21 protein-coding genes and 2 pseudogenes are annotated in these 18,262 nt (G+C 34.3%); 5 read left to right on the top strand and 18 right to left on the bottom strand.

Annotated elements, in window-relative coordinates:
• On the top strand, nt 1-261 hold a 261-nt coding region (locus tag ADJ83_RS26020; protein ID WP_048717785.1), incomplete at its 5' end, for a hypothetical protein.
• 79 nt (nt 262-340) lie between these two features.
• Here the strand turns inward: ADJ83_RS26020 and ADJ83_RS15025 are convergent.
• The 5 genes from ADJ83_RS15025 to ADJ83_RS15015 all read right to left on the bottom strand — a co-directional run bounded on the left by ADJ83_RS15025 (nt 341) and on the right by ADJ83_RS15015 (nt 4,053).
• A complete protein-coding gene (locus ADJ83_RS15025; protein ID WP_031539375.1) occupies nt 341-811 on the bottom strand; it encodes a hypothetical protein in 471 nt (156 codons plus the stop codon).
• 152 nt (nt 812-963) lie between these two features.
• Nucleotides 964-1,062 carry a conjugal transfer protein TraX gene (locus tag ADJ83_RS26260; protein ID WP_231512594.1) on the bottom strand — a complete coding sequence of 33 codons (99 nt, stop codon included), beginning with the start codon at nt 1,060-1,062 and terminating at the stop codon, nt 964-966.
• Nucleotides 1,063-1,123: 61 nt separating this feature from the next.
• A complete protein-coding gene (locus ADJ83_RS25270) occupies nt 1,124-1,309 on the bottom strand; it encodes a hypothetical protein (RefSeq protein WP_031539376.1) in 186 nt (61 codons plus the stop codon).
• 326 nt (nt 1,310-1,635) lie between these two features.
• Nucleotides 1,636-3,126, bottom strand: a complete 1,491-nt coding sequence (gene dacB / locus ADJ83_RS15020) for a D-alanyl-D-alanine carboxypeptidase/D-alanyl-D-alanine endopeptidase (RefSeq protein WP_053094377.1) — start codon at nt 3,124-3,126, stop codon at nt 1,636-1,638.
• A 117-nt stretch (nt 3,127-3,243) separates the two neighbouring features.
• On the bottom strand, nt 3,244-4,053 hold the full coding sequence (locus ADJ83_RS15015) for an Fpg/Nei family DNA glycosylase (RefSeq protein WP_031539378.1): 810 nt from the start codon (nt 4,051-4,053) through the stop codon (nt 3,244-3,246).
• A gap of 724 nt (nt 4,054-4,777) precedes the next feature.
• Here ADJ83_RS15015 and ADJ83_RS25265 point away from each other — a divergent pair.
• The 4 genes and pseudogenes from ADJ83_RS25265 to ADJ83_RS15000 form a co-directional block, all read left to right on the top strand.
• Nucleotides 4,778-5,164 (top strand): annotated as a pseudogene (locus ADJ83_RS25265) (transposase); the annotation flags it as partial.
• Nucleotides 5,134-5,490, top strand: a complete 357-nt coding sequence (locus ADJ83_RS15010; protein ID WP_031539380.1) for a GntR family transcriptional regulator — start codon at nt 5,134-5,136, stop codon at nt 5,488-5,490. The pseudogene ADJ83_RS25265 and the gene ADJ83_RS15010, both read left to right, overlap by 31 nt.
• Complete coding sequence (locus tag ADJ83_RS15005; RefSeq protein ID WP_031539381.1) at nt 5,487-6,368, top strand: ABC transporter ATP-binding protein; 882 nt, start codon at nt 5,487-5,489, stop codon at nt 6,366-6,368. Before ADJ83_RS15010 ends, ADJ83_RS15005 begins: the two co-directional genes overlap by 4 nt.
• Nucleotides 6,349-6,990: an ABC-2 transporter permease gene (locus ADJ83_RS15000; protein ID WP_031539382.1), complete on the top strand. Its 642-nt coding sequence runs from the start codon at nt 6,349-6,351 to the stop codon at nt 6,988-6,990. The genes ADJ83_RS15005 and ADJ83_RS15000 overlap by 20 nt, the downstream gene beginning before the upstream one ends.
• A gap of 307 nt (nt 6,991-7,297) precedes the next feature.
• Here ADJ83_RS15000 and ADJ83_RS14995 read toward each other — a convergent pair whose 3' ends face one another.
• The 13 genes and pseudogenes from ADJ83_RS14995 to ADJ83_RS26015 form a co-directional block, all read right to left on the bottom strand.
• Entirely contained in the window at nt 7,298-8,191 is an 894-nt protein-coding gene (locus ADJ83_RS14995) for an STAS domain-containing protein (RefSeq protein WP_048718214.1), read from the bottom strand.
• A gap of 8 nt (nt 8,192-8,199) precedes the next feature.
• On the bottom strand, nt 8,200-8,331 hold the full coding sequence (locus ADJ83_RS26550) for a hypothetical protein (RefSeq protein ID WP_269320389.1): 132 nt from the start codon (nt 8,329-8,331) through the stop codon (nt 8,200-8,202).
• A 49-nt stretch (nt 8,332-8,380) separates the two neighbouring features.
• Complete coding sequence (locus tag ADJ83_RS14990) at nt 8,381-8,968, bottom strand: hypothetical protein (RefSeq protein ID WP_031539383.1); 588 nt, start codon at nt 8,966-8,968, stop codon at nt 8,381-8,383.
• A gap of 47 nt (nt 8,969-9,015) precedes the next feature.
• Nucleotides 9,016-10,350: a DEAD/DEAH box helicase gene (locus tag ADJ83_RS14985; protein WP_031539384.1), complete on the bottom strand. Its 1,335-nt coding sequence runs from the start codon at nt 10,348-10,350 to the stop codon at nt 9,016-9,018.
• Nucleotides 10,351-10,498: 148 nt separating this feature from the next.
• A complete protein-coding gene (locus ADJ83_RS14980; protein WP_031539385.1) occupies nt 10,499-11,557 on the bottom strand; it encodes an undecaprenyldiphospho-muramoylpentapeptide beta-N-acetylglucosaminyltransferase in 1,059 nt (352 codons plus the stop codon).
• Nucleotides 11,558-11,655: 98 nt separating this feature from the next.
• A complete protein-coding gene (locus tag ADJ83_RS14975) occupies nt 11,656-12,456 on the bottom strand; it encodes a Cof-type HAD-IIB family hydrolase (protein WP_031539386.1) in 801 nt (266 codons plus the stop codon).
• A gap of 73 nt (nt 12,457-12,529) precedes the next feature.
• On the bottom strand, nt 12,530-13,504 hold the full coding sequence (locus tag ADJ83_RS14970; protein WP_031539387.1) for a ring-cleaving dioxygenase: 975 nt from the start codon (nt 13,502-13,504) through the stop codon (nt 12,530-12,532).
• 180 nt (nt 13,505-13,684) lie between these two features.
• A complete protein-coding gene (locus ADJ83_RS14965; RefSeq protein ID WP_031539388.1) occupies nt 13,685-14,440 on the bottom strand; it encodes an exodeoxyribonuclease III in 756 nt (251 codons plus the stop codon).
• Between the two features lie 233 nt (nt 14,441-14,673).
• Nucleotides 14,674-15,675 carry a MerR family transcriptional regulator gene (locus ADJ83_RS14960; RefSeq protein WP_197030903.1) on the bottom strand — a complete coding sequence of 334 codons (1,002 nt, stop codon included), beginning with the start codon at nt 15,673-15,675 and terminating at the stop codon, nt 14,674-14,676.
• A gap of 323 nt (nt 15,676-15,998) precedes the next feature.
• A complete protein-coding gene (locus ADJ83_RS26255) occupies nt 15,999-16,211 on the bottom strand; it encodes a YjcZ family sporulation protein (RefSeq protein WP_031539391.1) in 213 nt (70 codons plus the stop codon).
• A gap of 131 nt (nt 16,212-16,342) precedes the next feature.
• Nucleotides 16,343-17,197 (bottom strand): protein-glutamine gamma-glutamyltransferase, encoded by an 855-nt coding sequence (locus ADJ83_RS14950; RefSeq protein ID WP_035416681.1) that lies wholly within the window; start codon nt 17,195-17,197, stop codon nt 16,343-16,345.
• A 236-nt stretch (nt 17,198-17,433) separates the two neighbouring features.
• Nucleotides 17,434-17,835, bottom strand: coding sequence for a hypothetical protein (locus ADJ83_RS14945; RefSeq protein ID WP_031539394.1), 402 nt, complete (start codon nt 17,833-17,835; stop codon nt 17,434-17,436).
• 208 nt (nt 17,836-18,043) lie between these two features.
• Nucleotides 18,044-18,262: pseudogene (locus tag ADJ83_RS26015) on the bottom strand (hypothetical protein); the annotation flags it as partial.

Here is an 18,262-nt window from a genome sequence, read left to right as displayed (position 1 = left end):
TGTTGCTTTAAAATAAAGTTTAATCAAAAATACCTCCCAAGCCAGCGTTTTACGATAAATAAAAGAATCAATTTTGAAAAAAGATTGATCAAAATTGATTCTTATCCAACAGATTTAAGTTTCGGTTTTATAAAAAAGTTTGATCATTTTCTATGTATTTCTCCACAATCACGCCCTTTTCTAGAACAATTATATAACCTAAAATTCTTCATTTTTAATTTTGCTCTTGGAGATCCCCCAAAAAAAGAGTCCATAGAATAGACTCTTAAAATCGAGAATTAATTTTCCTGTAACTCTTTCACTTTTCTGTAAAATCTTATCTTTTTATCTCCTGTCGGAGTCAATGATTCTCATTATGAGAATCAAAAAGCATTAGATATGCAAAAAACTCAGATGTTTCTTGATTAACATGAGGTGTGTCGATTCCACGTTCAATAATCATATCAACTTTTAGTTCTTCGTAATTGGAGGTTATTGCATTTAACTGGGATTCAATAATGACAAGTATTCTTTCATTATCAGATGTAATCCCCATATGATTGTAGTAATGATCACTTTTTTCATTTCTTACTACTTCATACGAAATGAAATTTAAGTTATCCAAGTTAGATTTTATAGGGTCGTTTTTGTGTACATTAATATAGTTAAGCATTGTCATTTTTAAGAAAATAGCTTCGGATTCTGATAATTCTGTTTCGACAATATCTAATTTTTTTTGAAATGCGGAGATAACGTCATTAACTGATTGTAACGGTCGAATCTCATGGGAATATTGCTGCTTCAAATATGCTTTGTACTCAACATGGTCCACGTAATCACCTCATTAATATAAGAAATGAAAGATGCTCTAGAGAACATTTCGATTCTATTTCAAAATTATCATTAAATTTATACAAGCCATTATTACTCCTGCCATATATAGACGGAAGAAATACAACTTTTTATTCGAGGTGTGCTGGATTCCTATAAAGACACAATAAATATTGGTATAGATATTCTCCCTATCCACCTTAAGTATTCAGGAGTGTTCGGAAAAAATTCTCCATAATGATCTATTATCATAGCTATTAAGGCTATGATTTTCAATATAGTCGTAGACATCCGTAAACATCCTTTTATAATGCTATTGTACAAATCCACTAAAGCTACTTGGTGCGTCAAATTCTAAAAAGTATTTATCGTTTGCTACTGCAGGGTATAAAAAAGCAACTAATGTATTACCTGATTTCACAGTCCAAGAATTTACATTGCCCCATTTGTTGTACCTTACTAATTGCACCTTTAATGTACTACTATGGTGGTTTTTCACTTCAATTCTATATTCCTAATCAGGCTTTATAAGATTAATAGTTATTCCTATATTTTGAATGATAATATAATATACAGATAGAGTATAATATGAGGTAAAATATGTCAATTATCATTATTAATATTCTGAATAAAATGTCAATTAATACTCATATCCCTGTGTGATATTCTTCAAACTATAGTATAAATATGGCACTTATCTAAATAATTGGAAGGGAGAAATGAAATACTTAGAGATAGACTTTCCTCTTAAAGTCAAATAGGAAAAAGACGATATTTCTAATCCTTTTTACAAAAAGAATCAAAAATATCGTCTAGAGTGACAAATCAATATTCTGCCAATGTCTCAATAATACGATCTTCTATTTCTTTTCCTTTTTCTTCATCCACGAGATGATTTAGTAAGATGGAAAAGATGTATTTTTTTCCGTTTGTACTTTCCATATATCCAGATATTGTGCTGACAGAGGTGAGGGTTCCTGTTTTTGCTATAACCTTCCCTTTGGTGTTTTCTCCGTTTAATCTATTTCTAAGCGTACCTCCTACCAATCGTTCCTCCATACCTGAAACAGGTAATGCTTGACTGAATGTTGCAAACCAAGGTTCTGCTTGAACTTCGTATAAAAATAGACTCAAATCATTAGCCGAAATATAGTCTATAGGAGATATACCAGATCCATCGCGAATAAGCATCTTGTTTGGGTCCAGTTGAAAAGCAATTAATTCCTCTTTTAAAACCGCTAATCCTTTTTCAAAATTTCCTTCTCCTTTCTTAACAACCCCCATTTCTTTGATTAATGTTTCTGCAATCGTATTATTACTCAATTTCATAAAAGGAATGAGTAATTCAGAGAGAGGAATCGAAGCATGCGTGGTAATAAGGGAGGCTATTTGTGGAGTTTTTCCTTTTTGGACTGCCCCATTCCATTGTATTCCTTCTTTCTTTAATGCTTGCTGGAATACGTCTAATGTATACTTCGTAGGATTATCTACTGAAACCCACTCTTTTTTTAGAGAAGTAGTAATAGGTAGTCTCCCAGTAACAGTGACCACTTTACTATTATGTTTTCTCTCCACTTTCAAGCTAGTCTCAGACTCTTTATCCCCTGTTTTCACCATATTTTTTATTTTTATTTCCGATGTTCTAGGAATACTGTTGATTACGACAGGCTCGCCAATATTTTTTCCAGGCTTTATTTCCAGTAATACGGTCCCAGCGTCATATTCTTTATTTGGTGATAAGGTTAAAGCAGAAATCGGCGCTCCATAATAGGTTGATGCATCACTCCATGCTAAATCAACGGAATATGGCGTGTCATCATACCAAGAATCATCACCAATGATGTTACCATCAATGTAACGGATTCCTTTTTGCTTCAGTTCTTTTGACATTTTTTCTAAATCAGTTGCTAGTAGACTCGTATCTCCATTCCCCTTTATGTACAAATTTCCTTTCAAATGCCCATTTACCACTCTACCATCTCCATAGATTTCCGTAATAAATTGATAGTCCTCCCCCAATACTTTTAAGGCAACGGCGGATGTCAATAACTTCATATTGGAGGCTGGTGTTAATCGTAAATCACTCATATGTTCATAAAGGATGTTGCCAGATTCTTGATCGCGTATGCTAATTCCTGCAAGACTTCCTTTCAGATCAGGTTCTGATTGTAAGAGAGATTCAAGTGCAGTGGATATCGTTGCTTTTTTATGTGTTTCTGCTGCTAAAGCCATTGGAGAAAAAGCATTTGGTGTGCTGCCAGATAGGAAAATGGAGAATATCAAAATTTGTAATATTCCCTTTTTCAAAAAAGCCATTTTCTCACTCCTTATTATATGATGCTTTCCACCATGGATAAGTTGGGTGTTAAGTGGACTAAAGGAATAGTCTGTCCAGTTTTTTGAAAATTACTCCTAATATATGCGGAAAAATAGTTAAAACTGACATCCTGGACAATAAAAACTTTTTTTAGAAGAGATTTTAATTTTCTTTATTTTATTCTGGCAGCGTGGACATGCTTCTCCTTCTCTATCATATACTTTGCAAATATCATTGTAGCTCCCTGTTTTAGTATCACCTAAATAGAGTGGATGTTCCATATATCCCCCTATATTGGTTGCTAGTGTCAGTGTGTTCTTTATGGAGCGAAAAAGATTTTTCATTTCAGGCTCCTTTAAGTCTTCTAGTTTTCTTGTTGGCAAAAGCTGTGCCTCATAACAAATTTCATCTGAATAACAATTGCCAATCCCAGCAATAAAATGTTGATCAACTAATTTAAGCTTTAAATTTCCTCTCTTCGTGTTTATAGTTCTTATAAAGAGCTCCTCCGTAAATGTAGAATTAAATGGCTCAGGTCCAAGCTCTTTCAGTTTTTCTTTACATTCTTCTAGGGTAAGCAAATGAAGATACCCTAAGCGTAATCCGATAAAATATAGATGTTTTTCTCCAAATGAAAATTGGATTTGAATCGTTCGTTTGGGCTTCTCTTCTTCTTTTCCGTAAAACATCCATCCACCAAGCATTAAATGAAGCAACAAGATTTTTTGATTGGATAAATGAAAAAGTAAATGTTTTGCACGTCTTTCGATTCGTATGATGGATGCATTTTGCATTTGATATAAGAAGGCAGAAATCGGAATATTTATTGATTTTTCACGATTTATGGTAATAGCAGTAATCGGGCGGTTGACAATCAATTCACTTAATAATATTTTGTAGTTTTCCATTTCTGGTAGTTCAGGCATAGTATCCTCTCCTTTATCGCTTCCTTCTTATTTTTTCCAGATGAATGGAAACTATTATAAAAAAAGCCATAGTCAAGAATTGCAAATTTACAATGTTAAGGGAATTCTCATATTATAGCCCATTTTCTCAACATTTATATTTGAGAAATTGGGCTTTTGTAACCGTCAGTTAACTTTAAACACTTTTTGTTGCATTGAAGTTAACACTTTGCTGGAAATTAGAACGTGTACATTGTCACTTTACATACAGCCTCTGCGGATAAGTTGATGAGCCATGAAGCCAGATGCACCAAGATATCTGGCTCAGCCAAATTAGGCTCTCCTGCTCTTCTCTCTAAATAAAGTGCTCGTCATTACTGGAAAATAGTGTTCAGTCTTATTCAGCATTTTTGGTAAGAAAGTGTTCATTTCTACTTGGTGGTTACAGATTTTTTTCGTTGCTTCGTTAAAGCCTGGTCTTAATTATTCAATTTCCTAAAATCATCACTATAATTGGGTGGAGTAAAAATAAAATTATGTCCTTCGCTTAACATTTTTAATCACTACTTTACAATGGGGAATACTTGACATGCTGACCATACTGTAACTTAAATCCTGATCGGCTACTTCATAATCCACTCGATCCACAAGAATTAAGACGCACTTTCATAACTTCAATCGTTACCCATTCTCCTCTACTTTCAATAGGTCCATTTAATGATTGGCTGCCATCAGCATCTTCACCCTTTATTTTAATATGCTTCTATAATATAAAGAGCATCTATCAGAGTTGGAGGCAGAGATAGTTGCTCTTTGTATTGAAGAATATAAGATTATCAATCTAATCTATCCCTGGTATCGGTGAAAAATCGCTGAAACGATTATTTCAGAAATTGGAGAGATAGATTGGTTTAACCAATCAAAAATTTGTCCCATTAGCTGGAGTGGATCCTGAGGTGTTTGAATCCGGTAAATTTTAATCTACTATGGTTCGTATTACAAAACGTGGATCAAGTAGGTTGCAGCCCTCCTTATATATGGCTGTATTCGTTATTGTCGTAAACAGAAAACAACTGATGAAATTATCCCTAGAAACAAAAAATTAAGAGCGTTATTCACCAGCAAATCAAAGACCAAATAAAAGATGCTATTTTCAAAGGAGAGATTGGTGAGGGTGATCCTCTCCCATCTATTCGAAATTTTGCCCATGACTTGAAGGTAAGTGTTCTTACTATTCGTCGCGTTTACGATGAATTAGAAGAAGAAAGGTTTATTACAAGTCAAGTGGGAATTGGTACTTTTGTCTCTACCGGCAATCTTGAGCTGATTCGAGACTCTAAACGTCATCTTGTTGAGCAAGTAATGCTTGAGTTAATTCAAACCGCAAAGACATTGAGAATTACTAAAGAAGAGTTAAATGAAATGATGAATATTCTATATGAGGAGGATGGACAGTGAGTAGCATTTTAGAAGTAACAGGGCTAAATAAATCTTATGGAGATTTTTCTCTTTCTGATGTTAGTTTTACTTTAGAGGAGGATTGCATTACAGGGTTTATTGGTATCAATGGAGCAGGGAAAACAACTACAATACGGACAATACTTGGACTTGTAACAAGAGCATCAGGTACTATTAAATTCTTTGGAAAGGATATGAACAAATATGAACAGGAATTAAAGGATCGTATTGGGATTGTTTTGGATGATGGAGGCTTTTATGATGAATTGTCAATGGCAGAAATGACAAGCATTATATCCCCTGCATATTCAAGATGGAGTGAACAAGATTACAAAACCTTTATGGAACGCTTTTCCTTAAACCCACGCCAAAAGATTGCCACCTTATCAAAGGGGATGCGTATGAAATATTCATTGACTTTAGCACTTTCCCATCAGGCGGACTTACTGATAATGGATGAACCTACAAGTGGATTAGACCCCTTAATCCGAAGTCAGCTTATGGAAATCTTGAAAGATTATATGAAACAAGGAGGTAAAGGGGTTTTCTTTTCGACGCATATCACTTCTGATTTAGATAAAGTTGCAGATATGTTAATTCTCATCAACAATGGTAGGATTTTATTTGAAGAAGAAAAGGATATTCTGATTGACACTCACCGTTTGGTAAAAGGCGATATAAAGGATTTGACTGATGAAACCAGAAACTTGTTCTTGAATATTCAAGAAACAGAATTTGGTTTTTCGGGTATCACCAATCAATTGTCGAAGGTTCAAACAAACATGCACGACATTCTGATTGAAAGAGCTACAATTGAAGATATTATGCTTGGATACATAGAAAAGGAGACAAAAAATAATGTTATTACATCTCGTTAAAAAGGATATTCTCCTTGTCAAGAAATACTTACTATTTATGTTGCTTGTAGTAATTGCTTTCCCACTATTTATTATGGCTCGCAATCCTGAATTTTTAGGTTTTAACACCTTTCTAATTTCAGTGATTTTTACAGAATTTATGCTCTATCAGTATGTATCGATTGCAGAAATGAAATACCCTAAAGCTACCGCGTTACTTTGTGGTACGCCATATTCTCGCAGCATGCTCATAAAGGCAAGATATGCTTTTCTTCTTTTGATTTTTACCTACTGCTATGTAGCATATACCGTATTAGCACTGTTCGTGCCTAAAGTTGAATATCTTACCCTGTTAAGCACACTTACTGCTCTGCTGATTTCGACAATATTATTTGGCGTATATACACCCATACAGTATAAATTAGGTTATGAAAGAACAAAGTATTTCTTCTCAATTGTTATTGTAGCAACACCATTTATCTTGCCGGCACTATCAAACGTAGATATCAGACTCGATTTTATTGAACTATCTGCAATGTCTATGTTAGCTAAATGTTTGATACTGATTGTGGCTGTTATTGCTATTCTTTGTATCTCTTTGATTGTATCCATAAAGATTTATTCAAAAAAAGATTTATTATAACTGTTAAAGAAATATTATCAAAAAAGGAGGAAAGAGAGTATGCCCATTTTACCAACACCAATAGTAATACTTCTTGTATTATTTCCCTTTATATATTTTGGTTATAAGTTTTATAGAAATCATAGAAAATAGTAAACTTGAGAAATTGTTACCGTTAGGTGGGAACATATTAATTTACGAGGTGGATACCACTTTAATTTGGAGAAAATAGTATCCTTAGATTCTTTAAGAGCACTAAAGTATTCTTAACGTTGTTAAAAACAGGCTTAGCGTTGTAAACCCGTATTTAACTGAAGGTACCCATAGATTACTCTTTATGCATCACTTGTTTCTCAATTCGATAACCAAGTGCTTCTATCGCATATTGGATGCCTTGCTCCAATGTCGCAAATGTTTGAATATGTTTTATATCCACACCAGAATTAATTATTTGCATGCTTAATGAAGGATTAATACCAACGAGAACACATTCTCCTCCGATTAATTCGATTGCTTTCACTAAGCCCTGAAGTCGAAAAATGATAAAGGAATCAAATTCACTAATTCCAGTTAAATCAAGCAACAGGAAGCTTGCACGGCGCTCGGAGAATTCTTTTAATCCTTTTTGCAGTAAATCTTCAAAACGCTCATCATTAAATTTACCAATTAGGGGAATTGCTATTATTCCTTGCATAACAGGCATTACTGGTGTCGAAAGATGTCTAATTAAAGTAGACAATTCTTTCGTGCGCTTCTCTACCATTTCTTCTAATTCATTTATGTAATTTGCTTCTTTTCCTCTCGCTATTTCATGGACATTATGGTGTGGTGTATTAGATGATACGAATATATTCATTTCATCATAATCCGCTCCACTTGATTGTGTTTTTGTTAACTCATACCACATATTCTCTTGAAATAGACCACTGAAAACACCTGCCCAATGACTAGGTAATAAAACAGCAGATTGGTTAGGATTCAGAGATTGAAATATCCGATGTTCCCATGTGTTTTTCAACTGCACTTTAACAGTTTTCGCTTCTTTATTAAAGGAGGTAATTGTAACATTTCCCCAGCCGGCACTGGAATAAATTTCACTGTATTTCTTGATAACTTCCTCGATTGAAAAACGATTTTGATAATAGTCATTTACTAGGAGACCCATGCGGAATCCCGTCGTTTCAAAGACAGCATTGGAAGCATCCGGTCCGGAGATTTCCATAATCGTACTTAAAAAATTTCAAATGCATTATCCCAAAACAAGAGTGCTGGCGCTCCATCAAAATGGAAAACACCATCCTTCTTATTCCATGAAAATTCACTAGAATTAATCTGAACTATTTGATTCGCTTCTTCTGACATTTCTCTCCCTCACTTATAAAAACGATTATATTTCTATTTTTTCTACACCTTAAGCAGTTAAACTTCCTTGTAATGCAAATAAAAATGCATATGCTAGTTTTAATGCTTCGCCAATTTCCATGTTTTTGTGAAAACTGTTGACTTTTTCTAAAGAGAAATTAACATCCCATATGCCGTCATTTCCATTAAACATTAGTTGGTAATTAGTCTCATCTCCGCTTAAATGCTCTTCCATAAATGAACGGATTTCTTTTTCCTTCTTTTTTGGAGCTTTTAACCCACATAATACTTCATAAGTTTTAAAGACGGAATCTACTTCTAATGACAGAGAATCAACTCCAATAACCTCGAATGCCTTTGTTTCCACATAGAGATATACATCTATATTTTTTTCAAAGTATTGAACTTCTTCCTTTAAGAAAATGGCATCGATATTTTCTTGTACGACTTCGTCCGTTTCTTTATTCGCAAGCTCCATATATAGATCTGAAAAACGCTCTGCGGTGGTTCCTACAACTATATTGTCCTCTGTAAGTAGTTCTTCTTTTCTAACATAATTCAATTCTTCTTCAAAAAGAACAACTTTTCCTTCTTTTTGTGCTTTTTCTAGATGATTTTTCATTTCCGCTTTTAACAATGGAATGAGCTCCTTTCGATGTTATATTCCTATTTTGGCTAACAAATTTATCTTTTTCCTGCTCGCTTCTTTGGTTTTGTCCGTTTTTTAGCAGGTGATTGGAATGTACTTGAGTTCTTATTGCTCTCTGAAAAACGTTTTCGTTTGTTATCATTACTTTGTCTATCAGATCTAGATGGACGAGATGTCTCTCTATTATTTTTAGGAGAACCTTGCTTTTTGTCCTTTTTTACTTGAGGTTTCGTTTCCAGCTCTTTTTTATTTTTGTCTGTCTTTTTAGGCTGTTGTATTTTTTCTATTTTAATAGCCAATTGTTCCTCAATAGTGTCTAATAGGTCTCTATCATCAGAGGAATAAAAGGTAACTGCATACCCTTCTGTTCCTGCTCTACCCGTTCTGCCGATTCGATGCACATAGCTCTCCGCATCCTGTGGAATATCATAATTATAAACATGTGTAATACCATCAATATCCAATCCTCTTGCCGCAACATCTGTAGCAATTAATAATTGGAATTTTCCATCTCGAAAAGCTTTCATTACTTGCTCTCTTTTTGTTTGCGACAAATCTCCATGTAATTGGCCACAGCTAAATTTATTTGCGAGCAATACTTCATATAATTTGGTCACACGACGCTTTGTTCTGCAAAAAATTACGGCCATATAGGGATTCGCTTCCTTAACTAAGGTCATTAACGTTCCTTGTTTTGCACGATCAGTTGTATGTATGCTTACTTGCTTAACCGTCTTTGCAGGCCCTTGTTTTGCTTCTACTGTAAAATATTCGGCATTTTTCGTATATTTTTTCGCAAGCTTTTCTACTTCCTTTGAAATAGTTGCAGAAAATAACATCGTTTGTCTCGACTTAGGTATATGTCTCATGATATAGCTAATCTCATCTAAAAATCCAATGTGAAGCATTTGATCTGCTTCATCTAATACAAAATAAGAGATTTTACTTAAATCAACCGTACCGCGTTTGATATGATCAATTAATCTGCCTGGTGTAGCGACTACTATTGATACATCTTTTTGTAAGACTTTCAATTGCTTGTCCACATCCTGCCCGCCGTATACAGCTAACACCTTTATTGCCTCTTGTTTCATTTTCATGATTTCATCGGTTATTTGAATGGCTAGCTCTCTTGTGGGTGTTAAGATTAGTGTTTGAATGTGTTTTGCATCAGTATCCAATTTTTCTAATATCGGCAATACAAAAGCAAATGTTTTGCCTGTCCCCGTTTGTGCTTGGGCAATTAAATCTCCTCCTTTTAGGAGTGGTGGAATGACCTTTGCTTGAATGGGGGTTGGCTGTTTTATTCCTTGTTTTTTAAGTTTTTCGATGGTTGATGAAGACAATCCGAGATCTGTAAATGATTGCATTGTTTCTACCTACTTTCCTTGCGCTAATATAGCGATTCCCATTTATATATTTTGGCTTTTTCTGAAGAAATTATCAAGCGACCATAAATAAAGGCTACAGGTAGATTTGAACATGCAAACTCTACTTGTAGCCTGACATATGCTTATATTAATAACGATTTAATTCTTTTATAATTTCCTCTAACGCATTTTTGCTTTTGTTCTGTTGCATTTTTTCAATCATTAACGCCCTGTTGCGTTGAATTTCTTTAAGGGTATGAAGGAAATGGTCTTTCGTTAACGACTCTTCTTCTATCATATAGGAGTAACCATTTTCCGTAAAGACTTTGCCATTTAATATTTGATCGCCTCTACTTTGCTGTTTCGTTAACGGAATAATGACCATGGGTATCCGTAATGCTAGAAATTCAAAGATAGAATTCGATCCGCCTCTTGTAATGACTACCTCCGTCGCTGCTAAGATATCAGCTAATTCCTCATACACATACTCAAATTGCTTATAACCTTTTATCCCTTCATGCTCTTCTGAAAGATTGCCTTTGCCACATAGATGGACGATTTGATAGGTTTGCAATAGAGTATCTAAATTATTACGAACGACTTCATTTATTTTTTTTGCACCGAGGCTCCCGCCCATAACGGTAAGAATCGGTTTTTGACTAGTAAAGCCTAGAAATAGCTTCCCTTTCGCTTGTGAACCAGAGAGTATTTCTTTTCGAATCGGAGAACCTATCGCTTTACTTTTTTCTGTAGGAAGATATTGCAATGTTTCTTCAAAAGAGGTGAAGATTTTCGATGCAAATCGCACAGATAATTTATTGGCTAATCCTGGTGTTAAATCACTTTCATGAAGAATGACAGGTATCTTTAATTGACGGGCTGCAATGACAACAGGTACGGAAACAAATCCACCCTTTGAAAATACGACATTTGGTTTGATTTTTTTCAGTACTTTTCTTGCATCATAACAGCCTTTTAATACTTTAAAAATGTCTTTGACATTTTCTTTTGATAGATATCTTCGAAGCTTCCCACTTGAAATCGAGTGATAAGGAATATCAATCTTTTCAATTAAATCTTTTTCGATTCCTGCTTTGCTGCCGATATAGGAAATATCCCAATCTTGTTTATTTAACTCATTAATGATGGCAATATTAGGGGTAACATGTCCAGCTGATCCCCCACCAGTAAACACAATTTTTTTCAAAATGTATCAGACTCCTATTCTTTTTATCCATTTTCGCAGCGAAAAAGCCAGATGTTACCATAAGGAATCTGGCTTTTCATTAATCTAGTATATGACGATTACACTAATTTCAGAATCTCTTCAATTGCATATGCTACGCCACTCTCGTTGTTGCTCTTTGTAATATCGCTTGCTCTTTTTTTTATCTCTTCTGGAGCATTTTCCATCGCAAAAGATCTTGTAGATACTTCAAATTGGGTTACGTCATTACCGCCATCCCCAAAGGAATAAACTTCATCAAAGGAAAGATTTCGCAAGTTTTCATATCGTCTAATCGCTTTTCCCTTTTGTGCTTCACTTGACGTGATTTCACAGTTATTTGGAAAAGAAGATGAGAAAGAAATTGTATCATGTTTTTTTAAAGCCTCTTTTACTTTATCAATTTTATCCAATTGTGTTTCATCAACAACTGCGATTAATTTATAGATTTTAACATCTTTTAATTGAAGAATCGCTTCATAATCTTGTTGATCGAAAAGTGCTTGAATCTCATCCCAAGCTTTCCCTCGAAGCATTGGCAAAGTCCCTGGAAATCCACCTTGATTCGTATAGACAAGCACCCCAACCTCTAGGCTTTGTAATGCTTTGAGCAAGGTTTGATATAACTCAAGCGAAATTTGTGTTTCATAGAGCAGGTTTCCTGTTTCATCATACATCATACTGCCATTTAGGCAAAAAATCGGAAGCTCTAATTCTTTAACGCCATCTACTTTAATAACATCTGCGTATTGGCGTCCTGTATTTAAAATCACATCAATATGATGCTCCTTTAATTTTTGGATAACGTTTCGATTTGCTTCTGAAATTTGATGATGGTCATCTAATAAAGTACCATCTAAATCAATGGATACACATTTCATTTTTCTTTTCCCCCTAGCAATTCCAACAATGATACTTTCTTTATTTTAGCATATATTTTCCCTTTCTTTGTGATTATTTACTGCTTGTATCTAAAGGTTCTAATATAGCTTCTATGTCTGCACGTTTAGTCTCTAAAAATGGTGGGAGTGCAAGTGATTCTCCCAAATGTTCTAGAGCTTCATCTGTAGCGAATCCAGGTCCATCTGTAGCAATCTCAAATAAGATTCCGTTCGGTTCTCTAAAATAAAGGGATTTAAAATAGTATCGATCAACGAAGCCTGAATTTTGGAACCGTGCTTCATTTATTTTTTCAATCCAAGTGTGTAGTTCATCCTCATTATCAGCACGAAAGGCTACATGATGTACGCCCCCTCTTCCTAGTCGCTGTACTTTTAAATCGGTTCGTTCCTCTAGATGGATTTCCGCGTCAGAACCTCCCTCACCTGTCTCATATACTTGTATAGATGACTGATTTTCGAAAGTGGATGGATAGGTATCTTTTAAGCGAAAGCCAAGTAAATCGGTTAATACACGAACAGTAGCCTCTGAACGACGTACCGTTAATTGAACTGGCCCAAGACCTGTGATTGCAAATTCAGTTGGAACTGAGCTTTTATCCCATGGACTGCCTGCTTTAACGAAGGGATCATGCTCATCTGACACAAGGAAAAATCGTTGTGTCTCAAAGTCTCTAAATTCCAATGTCAGCCGTCCAGCTCTTTCTGTTATATCTCCATGGTTGACACCAAAATCATCCAGACGTTTTACCCAGTAATCTAACGCTTTATCACTTGGCACTCGCAAAGAGGTTGCTGAAATGCTGCTTACCCCTTCTCTGTTAGGAGCCATATGGGGAATTTCAAAAAACGTGAGCTCTGTTCCAGGATTTCCTTGTTCGTCTCCATAAAATAGATGATAGACAGAAGGATTATCTTGATTGACTGTTTTCTTTATTAAACGTAATCCTAGTACCTTTGTGTAAAAGGCATAATTTTCTTTCGCTTTCGCTGTCATAGCAGAAACATGATGAATTCCTTTTAAATTCATAGAAGTCCCTCCTTCAAAATATGTATAGATGATATATAAATCCAATACTTAAGCATTTGTAACCAAGAAATAGTTTTCGATATAGGAAATTTACTCAAAGCGAAAAAAGGCATCTGCTTTTCATTCTAAGAATTTTTTTCTTCTTTAGAATGTTAGCGAAAATGATGCCCTTTCATTATATTATATTTGTATATCAAGTTGCACGGGACAATGATCGCTTCCCAATACATCACAATGGATATTTACATCAGTGATATTGTCTATTAATTGATTGGAGACGATAAAATAGTCAATTCTCCACCCAATATTTTTTTCTCTTACCTTTGCCATATAGCTCCACCATGTGTACACATCTGTTCGTTCAGGGTATAAATATCTAAAACTATCTACAAAACCTAATTGTAGTAAGCTAGTCATTTCCCCTCTTTCCTCTGTTGTAAAGCCGGAATTCCCAATATTAGGCTTCGGGTTTTTTAAGTCGATTTCTTGGTGAGCTACATTTAAATCGCCACAATAAATCACCGGCTTCATTGCTTCTAGTGATGTAATATATTGCTTTAGTTGTTTTTCCCATTCTACTCGATAGGATAATCTGCTTAAATCTCGCTTTGAATTTGGTGTATATACATTCAATAGGAAAAAGTTTTCGAACTCTAAAGTAATAGCTCTCCCCTCTAATTCTTCAAAGTCTTCTCCAATGCCATATTGGACAGAAAGAGGCTTTTCTTTAGTAAAAACAGCTGTTCCTGAATAGCCCTTTCTTTCAGCATAATTCCAAAATTGATGGTAGCCTTCTAATTCTAATTTTATTTGTCCTTCTTGCAGCTTTGTTTCTTGAAGACAAAAGATATCTGCATCTATTTGCTGAAAAAAATCCAAAAAGCCTTTTTTAACACAGGCTCTAATTCCATTAACATTCCAAGTTACTAATTTCATAAAAATACTCCTAACTATATCAATCTTCTAATTAATAAGAGTATCATGAAATGGGTGTTCGTTAAAGGATTATATCTTGGAAGAAAAGGCTGTTAAATTTACGAGCTTATCTCTAAATAATTTAAATAAGTAGGAATGTCCTATGCATCTTTCCCTACCCAATACCTAATAGTGGAACTACTCTATTTTCTTCATAACAATTCAAACTTCTAACCATAAAGGGAGATTAGCGCCTAGTTATTTAATTGATTGTATTCTGGATAGTGTAACAATAATGTTTCGTTAGCTAATTCCATCTGTTTACAATATGCTGCGTAAGAATTACTTAATTTTTTCATTGCGGGAATAAATACTTCATAATAACCACTAGCTTTATTAAACTCCTTAAATATATGATGAATTTTATAAATGGGAGAATTCTTGTATTGCTCGGATTTTTTGTACTCCAAGTATCGCTCAATTGCTTCCTTGTTTTCTGTTAAAAATATAGTAGGATTTTCAAAAGATTGTTTTGTTCTTTCCAACAATTCATGAATATTATCTGTTTTTACATCTTTTGTACTTTCTAATAAGAACAATTTTAAGTCCTTTGTTAATGGTAATGTAGGCACATTATCTAAAAACGATATTATTTCTTCATAAGCCGACTGCTGCACAGAAGTTGTGATAGGCTCGTTCAAAAAACGTGCAAAATGCATGCAAATAAATCGACCATAGTAGTCCGGAAATGCCTCCAATATCTTTTCTGTTACAGTTGCATGCTGTTCTAATGTTCTTAGTTCCTTGCTTATATCAGAATAATCTTTATCAAAGCTTAGTTGTTCCAGAAGAGATTTTTTCTCTTGATCCCTCTGTATAGCTATTTCTTTCTGTACGGATATCTTTTGTAATGTGTTATTTGTTTTATCGGCAAGGACTAACTTAATTTCTAATGTGCTAAGCCCCAGTTTTCGTAAAACATAAATTTTCCTTAAACAATTTAGATTATTTTCATTAAAATCACGGTAACCATTATCCAATATTTTAGGACATATCAATTTTTGTTCTATATAATATTCAATAGCTTTTTTAGTCAAATTTGATAATTTACTTGCTTCATTAATTAACATACTATCACCTCTCAAAATAAGCTTAATCTGACACCCAAGGGGATAGTCAATAAATATTTTTGAAATGTTCCTTGTTTCCCTACTATTCAAAGATTTTCCCAAAATTCCTTGTAGTAATTCATTCACAAGAACACTCCAATAACGACTTAAATATATCATGTTCGGATGACATTAAAAAGAAGTTACTTGTAGACAGAAAAAAGCCCTCCGTTGTTAAGGAAGGCGCATACTCGTTTATATCCAAACGTATAATCGTTAAAATGACATTTATTCATTCTTTAGTGTCAACTTTTTTTATAGTCAATTTCCTGTTTATTTACATAAATAAAGACGATGTTAGCGATTGTTAGCATCGTCTATCTAGTTCGTTTCAAAAAAATTTAATATTGTTTATGTGAATTTATTAGGGATAAAACTGCTTAAATTGTGAATATAACACGGAGACATTATTAACAAATACAAGCTCCCACAATGATTAATAAAATAAACAACACGACAACTAAAACAAAGTCATTCTTTTGATATGTTGGCCCACAATAACTGTAAGCAGGTGCTGTGTAGGTAGGGAAAGATGGAGCATTCATAAAAAAAGCAGGCGACGTGTTAGGCTGAGGTGGAACATTCGCACCTTGAGTTGGAGATGCATTTACGTTAGCATACATTTTCATTCATCCTTTCTTATAGTTAGGTTATCACTACATGATACTCTCAAAAATGAAAATGGAGCCCGTCTATTAAAAAATGGGTATGTACCCATTCATGAACATGATATTTACGGAATTGAAAAACTGAATCAGCCTTTGAACAGATATCCCAAATGTAGTAGATATTTCTGATATCTTTGAGTGGATATGGAACTGTAATTATGATGCACAACGGGTAGTTGGGGTTTGAAAGCAATACTTCTCGTTTGCCCTTTTGCTAATCTTGATAATTTGGTAAATGATGGTCTTGTCACCAAACTTGTCAGGACAGCAGAACGATTACTTCCCGGTATTCTCCTTTTATTAAGTACCTGAGTGATTTCTTGATTCGTCTTTATGGAAAAGCCATGCCCGAAAAATCTCCCATCTTCAAGCATAATAGCATTTAATCCTCTAAACCAAGGTGTTGTTAAATCAAAGTCTGGATTTTCAAAGTAAACAATGTCACCAGGTAAAAAACTACTTGAATGAAACGTAACTAGACCGAGGTCAGTATCCACATGCCAACTGTAAAGATAAAGATTTTGAAAATAAGCATTGAATAAATTTTTACCGATAGTCTGTAATGTAGCATAGTAATAAACTATGACAGAAGCAGTTGCGCATTCAAACGCATATAGCGAACTGTTCTTATAAATATCCATAATGGCATCAGATGGTTGCACATCTGATCTCAGCAAAAACCCACCAGCTATCGTTAATTGCCAATAAGCAGGATTGCACCGTGCTTGCTCGAAAATTGTAAACTGAGCCTCAGTTTCATTCATTTCTTTTGCTCCATTAATGATATTTTTGCGCATTCTAATTTCGAACTGCAACTCCTCTAAAGAAGGATAAGAAAAGATGTTATGATCATCATGCATATACTGCAAGATAGCTTTTTCCATGTGCTCCAATGGCCAATTATCTTGAGGTTGAAAGGTTGTTCCTGCTATTTGTATCATTTGCTCCTCCATTCACACTTTTTTTCTTCTGGTGGGTATAAATCTAAGGTATTCTCTTTACCTCTTAAAAATGTAATGGTAATTGCATATTGAGTGGCAAATTGCAGTTTTAGATTTAAATGAAGTAAATTCTTCCATTAATTTTTGCTATATTCATTCTATTTTATTTAATGAAAAATAAATCCTAAATAAAAATAAGGTGATACTTCTTTCAAGCATCACCTAAAAAATGTTATTTAGAAACATGTAAACGAAACAATTCTTCTTGTGTCAATACCAAATATAACCCAAAATCTTCCATTCCATCTGAAGCCAGCGACAGATCTAGGACCTATTATAATAGGATAAACCCAAAATCCTTGACCATTACTTAGCCAAATAAAGGTATTACGAAACATACATAAGCTAATTGCACCTAGATCAATAGCAAACGGTGAAGCAACGGCTTGTTGAGGAGTAAATGGTGGAGGAGGAGCCGTTGGAGCTTGGGAAGGCTGAAATCCAGGTCCTGGAATACCAGGAAAAGCTGGAGCTCCTCCAAATCCAGGTCCTGGAGGAGATGGAATAAGGAAATTCAGAAATTGTCTCTCTAATTGTTGATTAGCGTTTATAGCAGGATAAACTTCATGATTAGACATTCAAACATAACCACCTTATATTTAATAAATCTCTAAAGTATTGTATGTTTTCCTGTATTTTGTGAAGCTTATTCGCTGTATTAAGGACCGCCCAATCTACAGAAAATTTTTTGCAACTACCAATATGTGTTTAGTCATATATTCCAATAAAAAAAGCTAAAAAGATGCAAAATTAAGCCATGCATGTTTTTAGCTTATTCATAAGTTCTCATCCTATATATACACTTTCACATGTTCCTGCCTTTGGTTCATAAAAACAGTGTTGTTTAAATTGCCCGGTAAAAGGTTGGTCATACCATGTTGGAGGACAAGCTCCGCTAGGATTAAAGTACCATAAAGCAAATCTTGCCGGATGTTCTCTCCAGTATTTTACATTTTGAAGTGAGTATGAGTAAAATGTTTGTGGGAGAATAAATATCCTTTTTGT

This window comes from Bacillus sp. 522_BSPC, from assembly GCF_001076885.1.
GTDB lineage: Bacteria > Bacillota > Bacilli > Bacillales > Cytobacillaceae > Niallia > Niallia hominis.
The sequence above is the reverse complement of the archived record's forward strand: the minus strand, read 5'-3'. Positions and strand labels throughout refer to the sequence as shown.

Excerpts from the sequence above, each read along its gene's own strand:
- ADJ83_RS26260 (WP_231512594.1), bottom strand. The coding sequence starts at position 1,062 with ATGATAATAGATCATTATGGAGAATTTTTTCCGAACACTCCTGAATAC.
- ADJ83_RS14950 (WP_035416681.1), bottom strand. The coding sequence starts at position 17,197 with ATGATACAAATAGCAGGAACAACCTTTCAACCTCAAGATAATTGGCCA.
- ADJ83_RS14975 (WP_031539386.1), bottom strand. The coding sequence starts at position 12,456 with ATGAAATGTGTATCCATTGATTTAGATGGTACTTTATTAGATGACCAT.
- ADJ83_RS15015 (WP_031539378.1), bottom strand. The coding sequence starts at position 4,053 with ATGCCTGAACTACCAGAAATGGAAAACTACAAAATATTATTAAGTGAA.
- ADJ83_RS14970 (WP_031539387.1), bottom strand. The coding sequence starts at position 13,504 with ATGAATTTAAAAGGAATTCATCATGTTTCTGCTATGACAGCGAAAGCG.
- ADJ83_RS14995 (WP_048718214.1), bottom strand. The coding sequence starts at position 8,191 with ATGGAAATCTCCGGACCGGATGCTTCCAATGCTGTCTTTGAAACGACG.
- ADJ83_RS15000 (WP_031539382.1), top strand. The coding sequence starts at position 6,349 with ATGTTATTACATCTCGTTAAAAAGGATATTCTCCTTGTCAAGAAATAC.
- ADJ83_RS14945 (WP_031539394.1), bottom strand. The coding sequence starts at position 17,835 with ATGTCTAATCATGAAGTTTATCCTGCTATAAACGCTAATCAACAATTA.
- dacB (WP_053094377.1), bottom strand. The coding sequence starts at position 3,126 with ATGGCTTTTTTGAAAAAGGGAATATTACAAATTTTGATATTCTCCATT.
- ADJ83_RS14965 (WP_031539388.1), bottom strand. The coding sequence starts at position 14,440 with ATGAAATTAGTAACTTGGAATGTTAATGGAATTAGAGCCTGTGTTAAA.
- ADJ83_RS14985 (WP_031539384.1), bottom strand. The coding sequence starts at position 10,350 with ATGCAATCATTTACAGATCTCGGATTGTCTTCATCAACCATCGAAAAA.
- ADJ83_RS26255 (WP_031539391.1), bottom strand. The coding sequence starts at position 16,211 with ATGTATGCTAACGTAAATGCATCTCCAACTCAAGGTGCGAATGTTCCA.
- ADJ83_RS26550 (WP_269320389.1), bottom strand. The coding sequence starts at position 8,331 with ATGTCAGAAGAAGCGAATCAAATAGTTCAGATTAATTCTAGTGAATTT.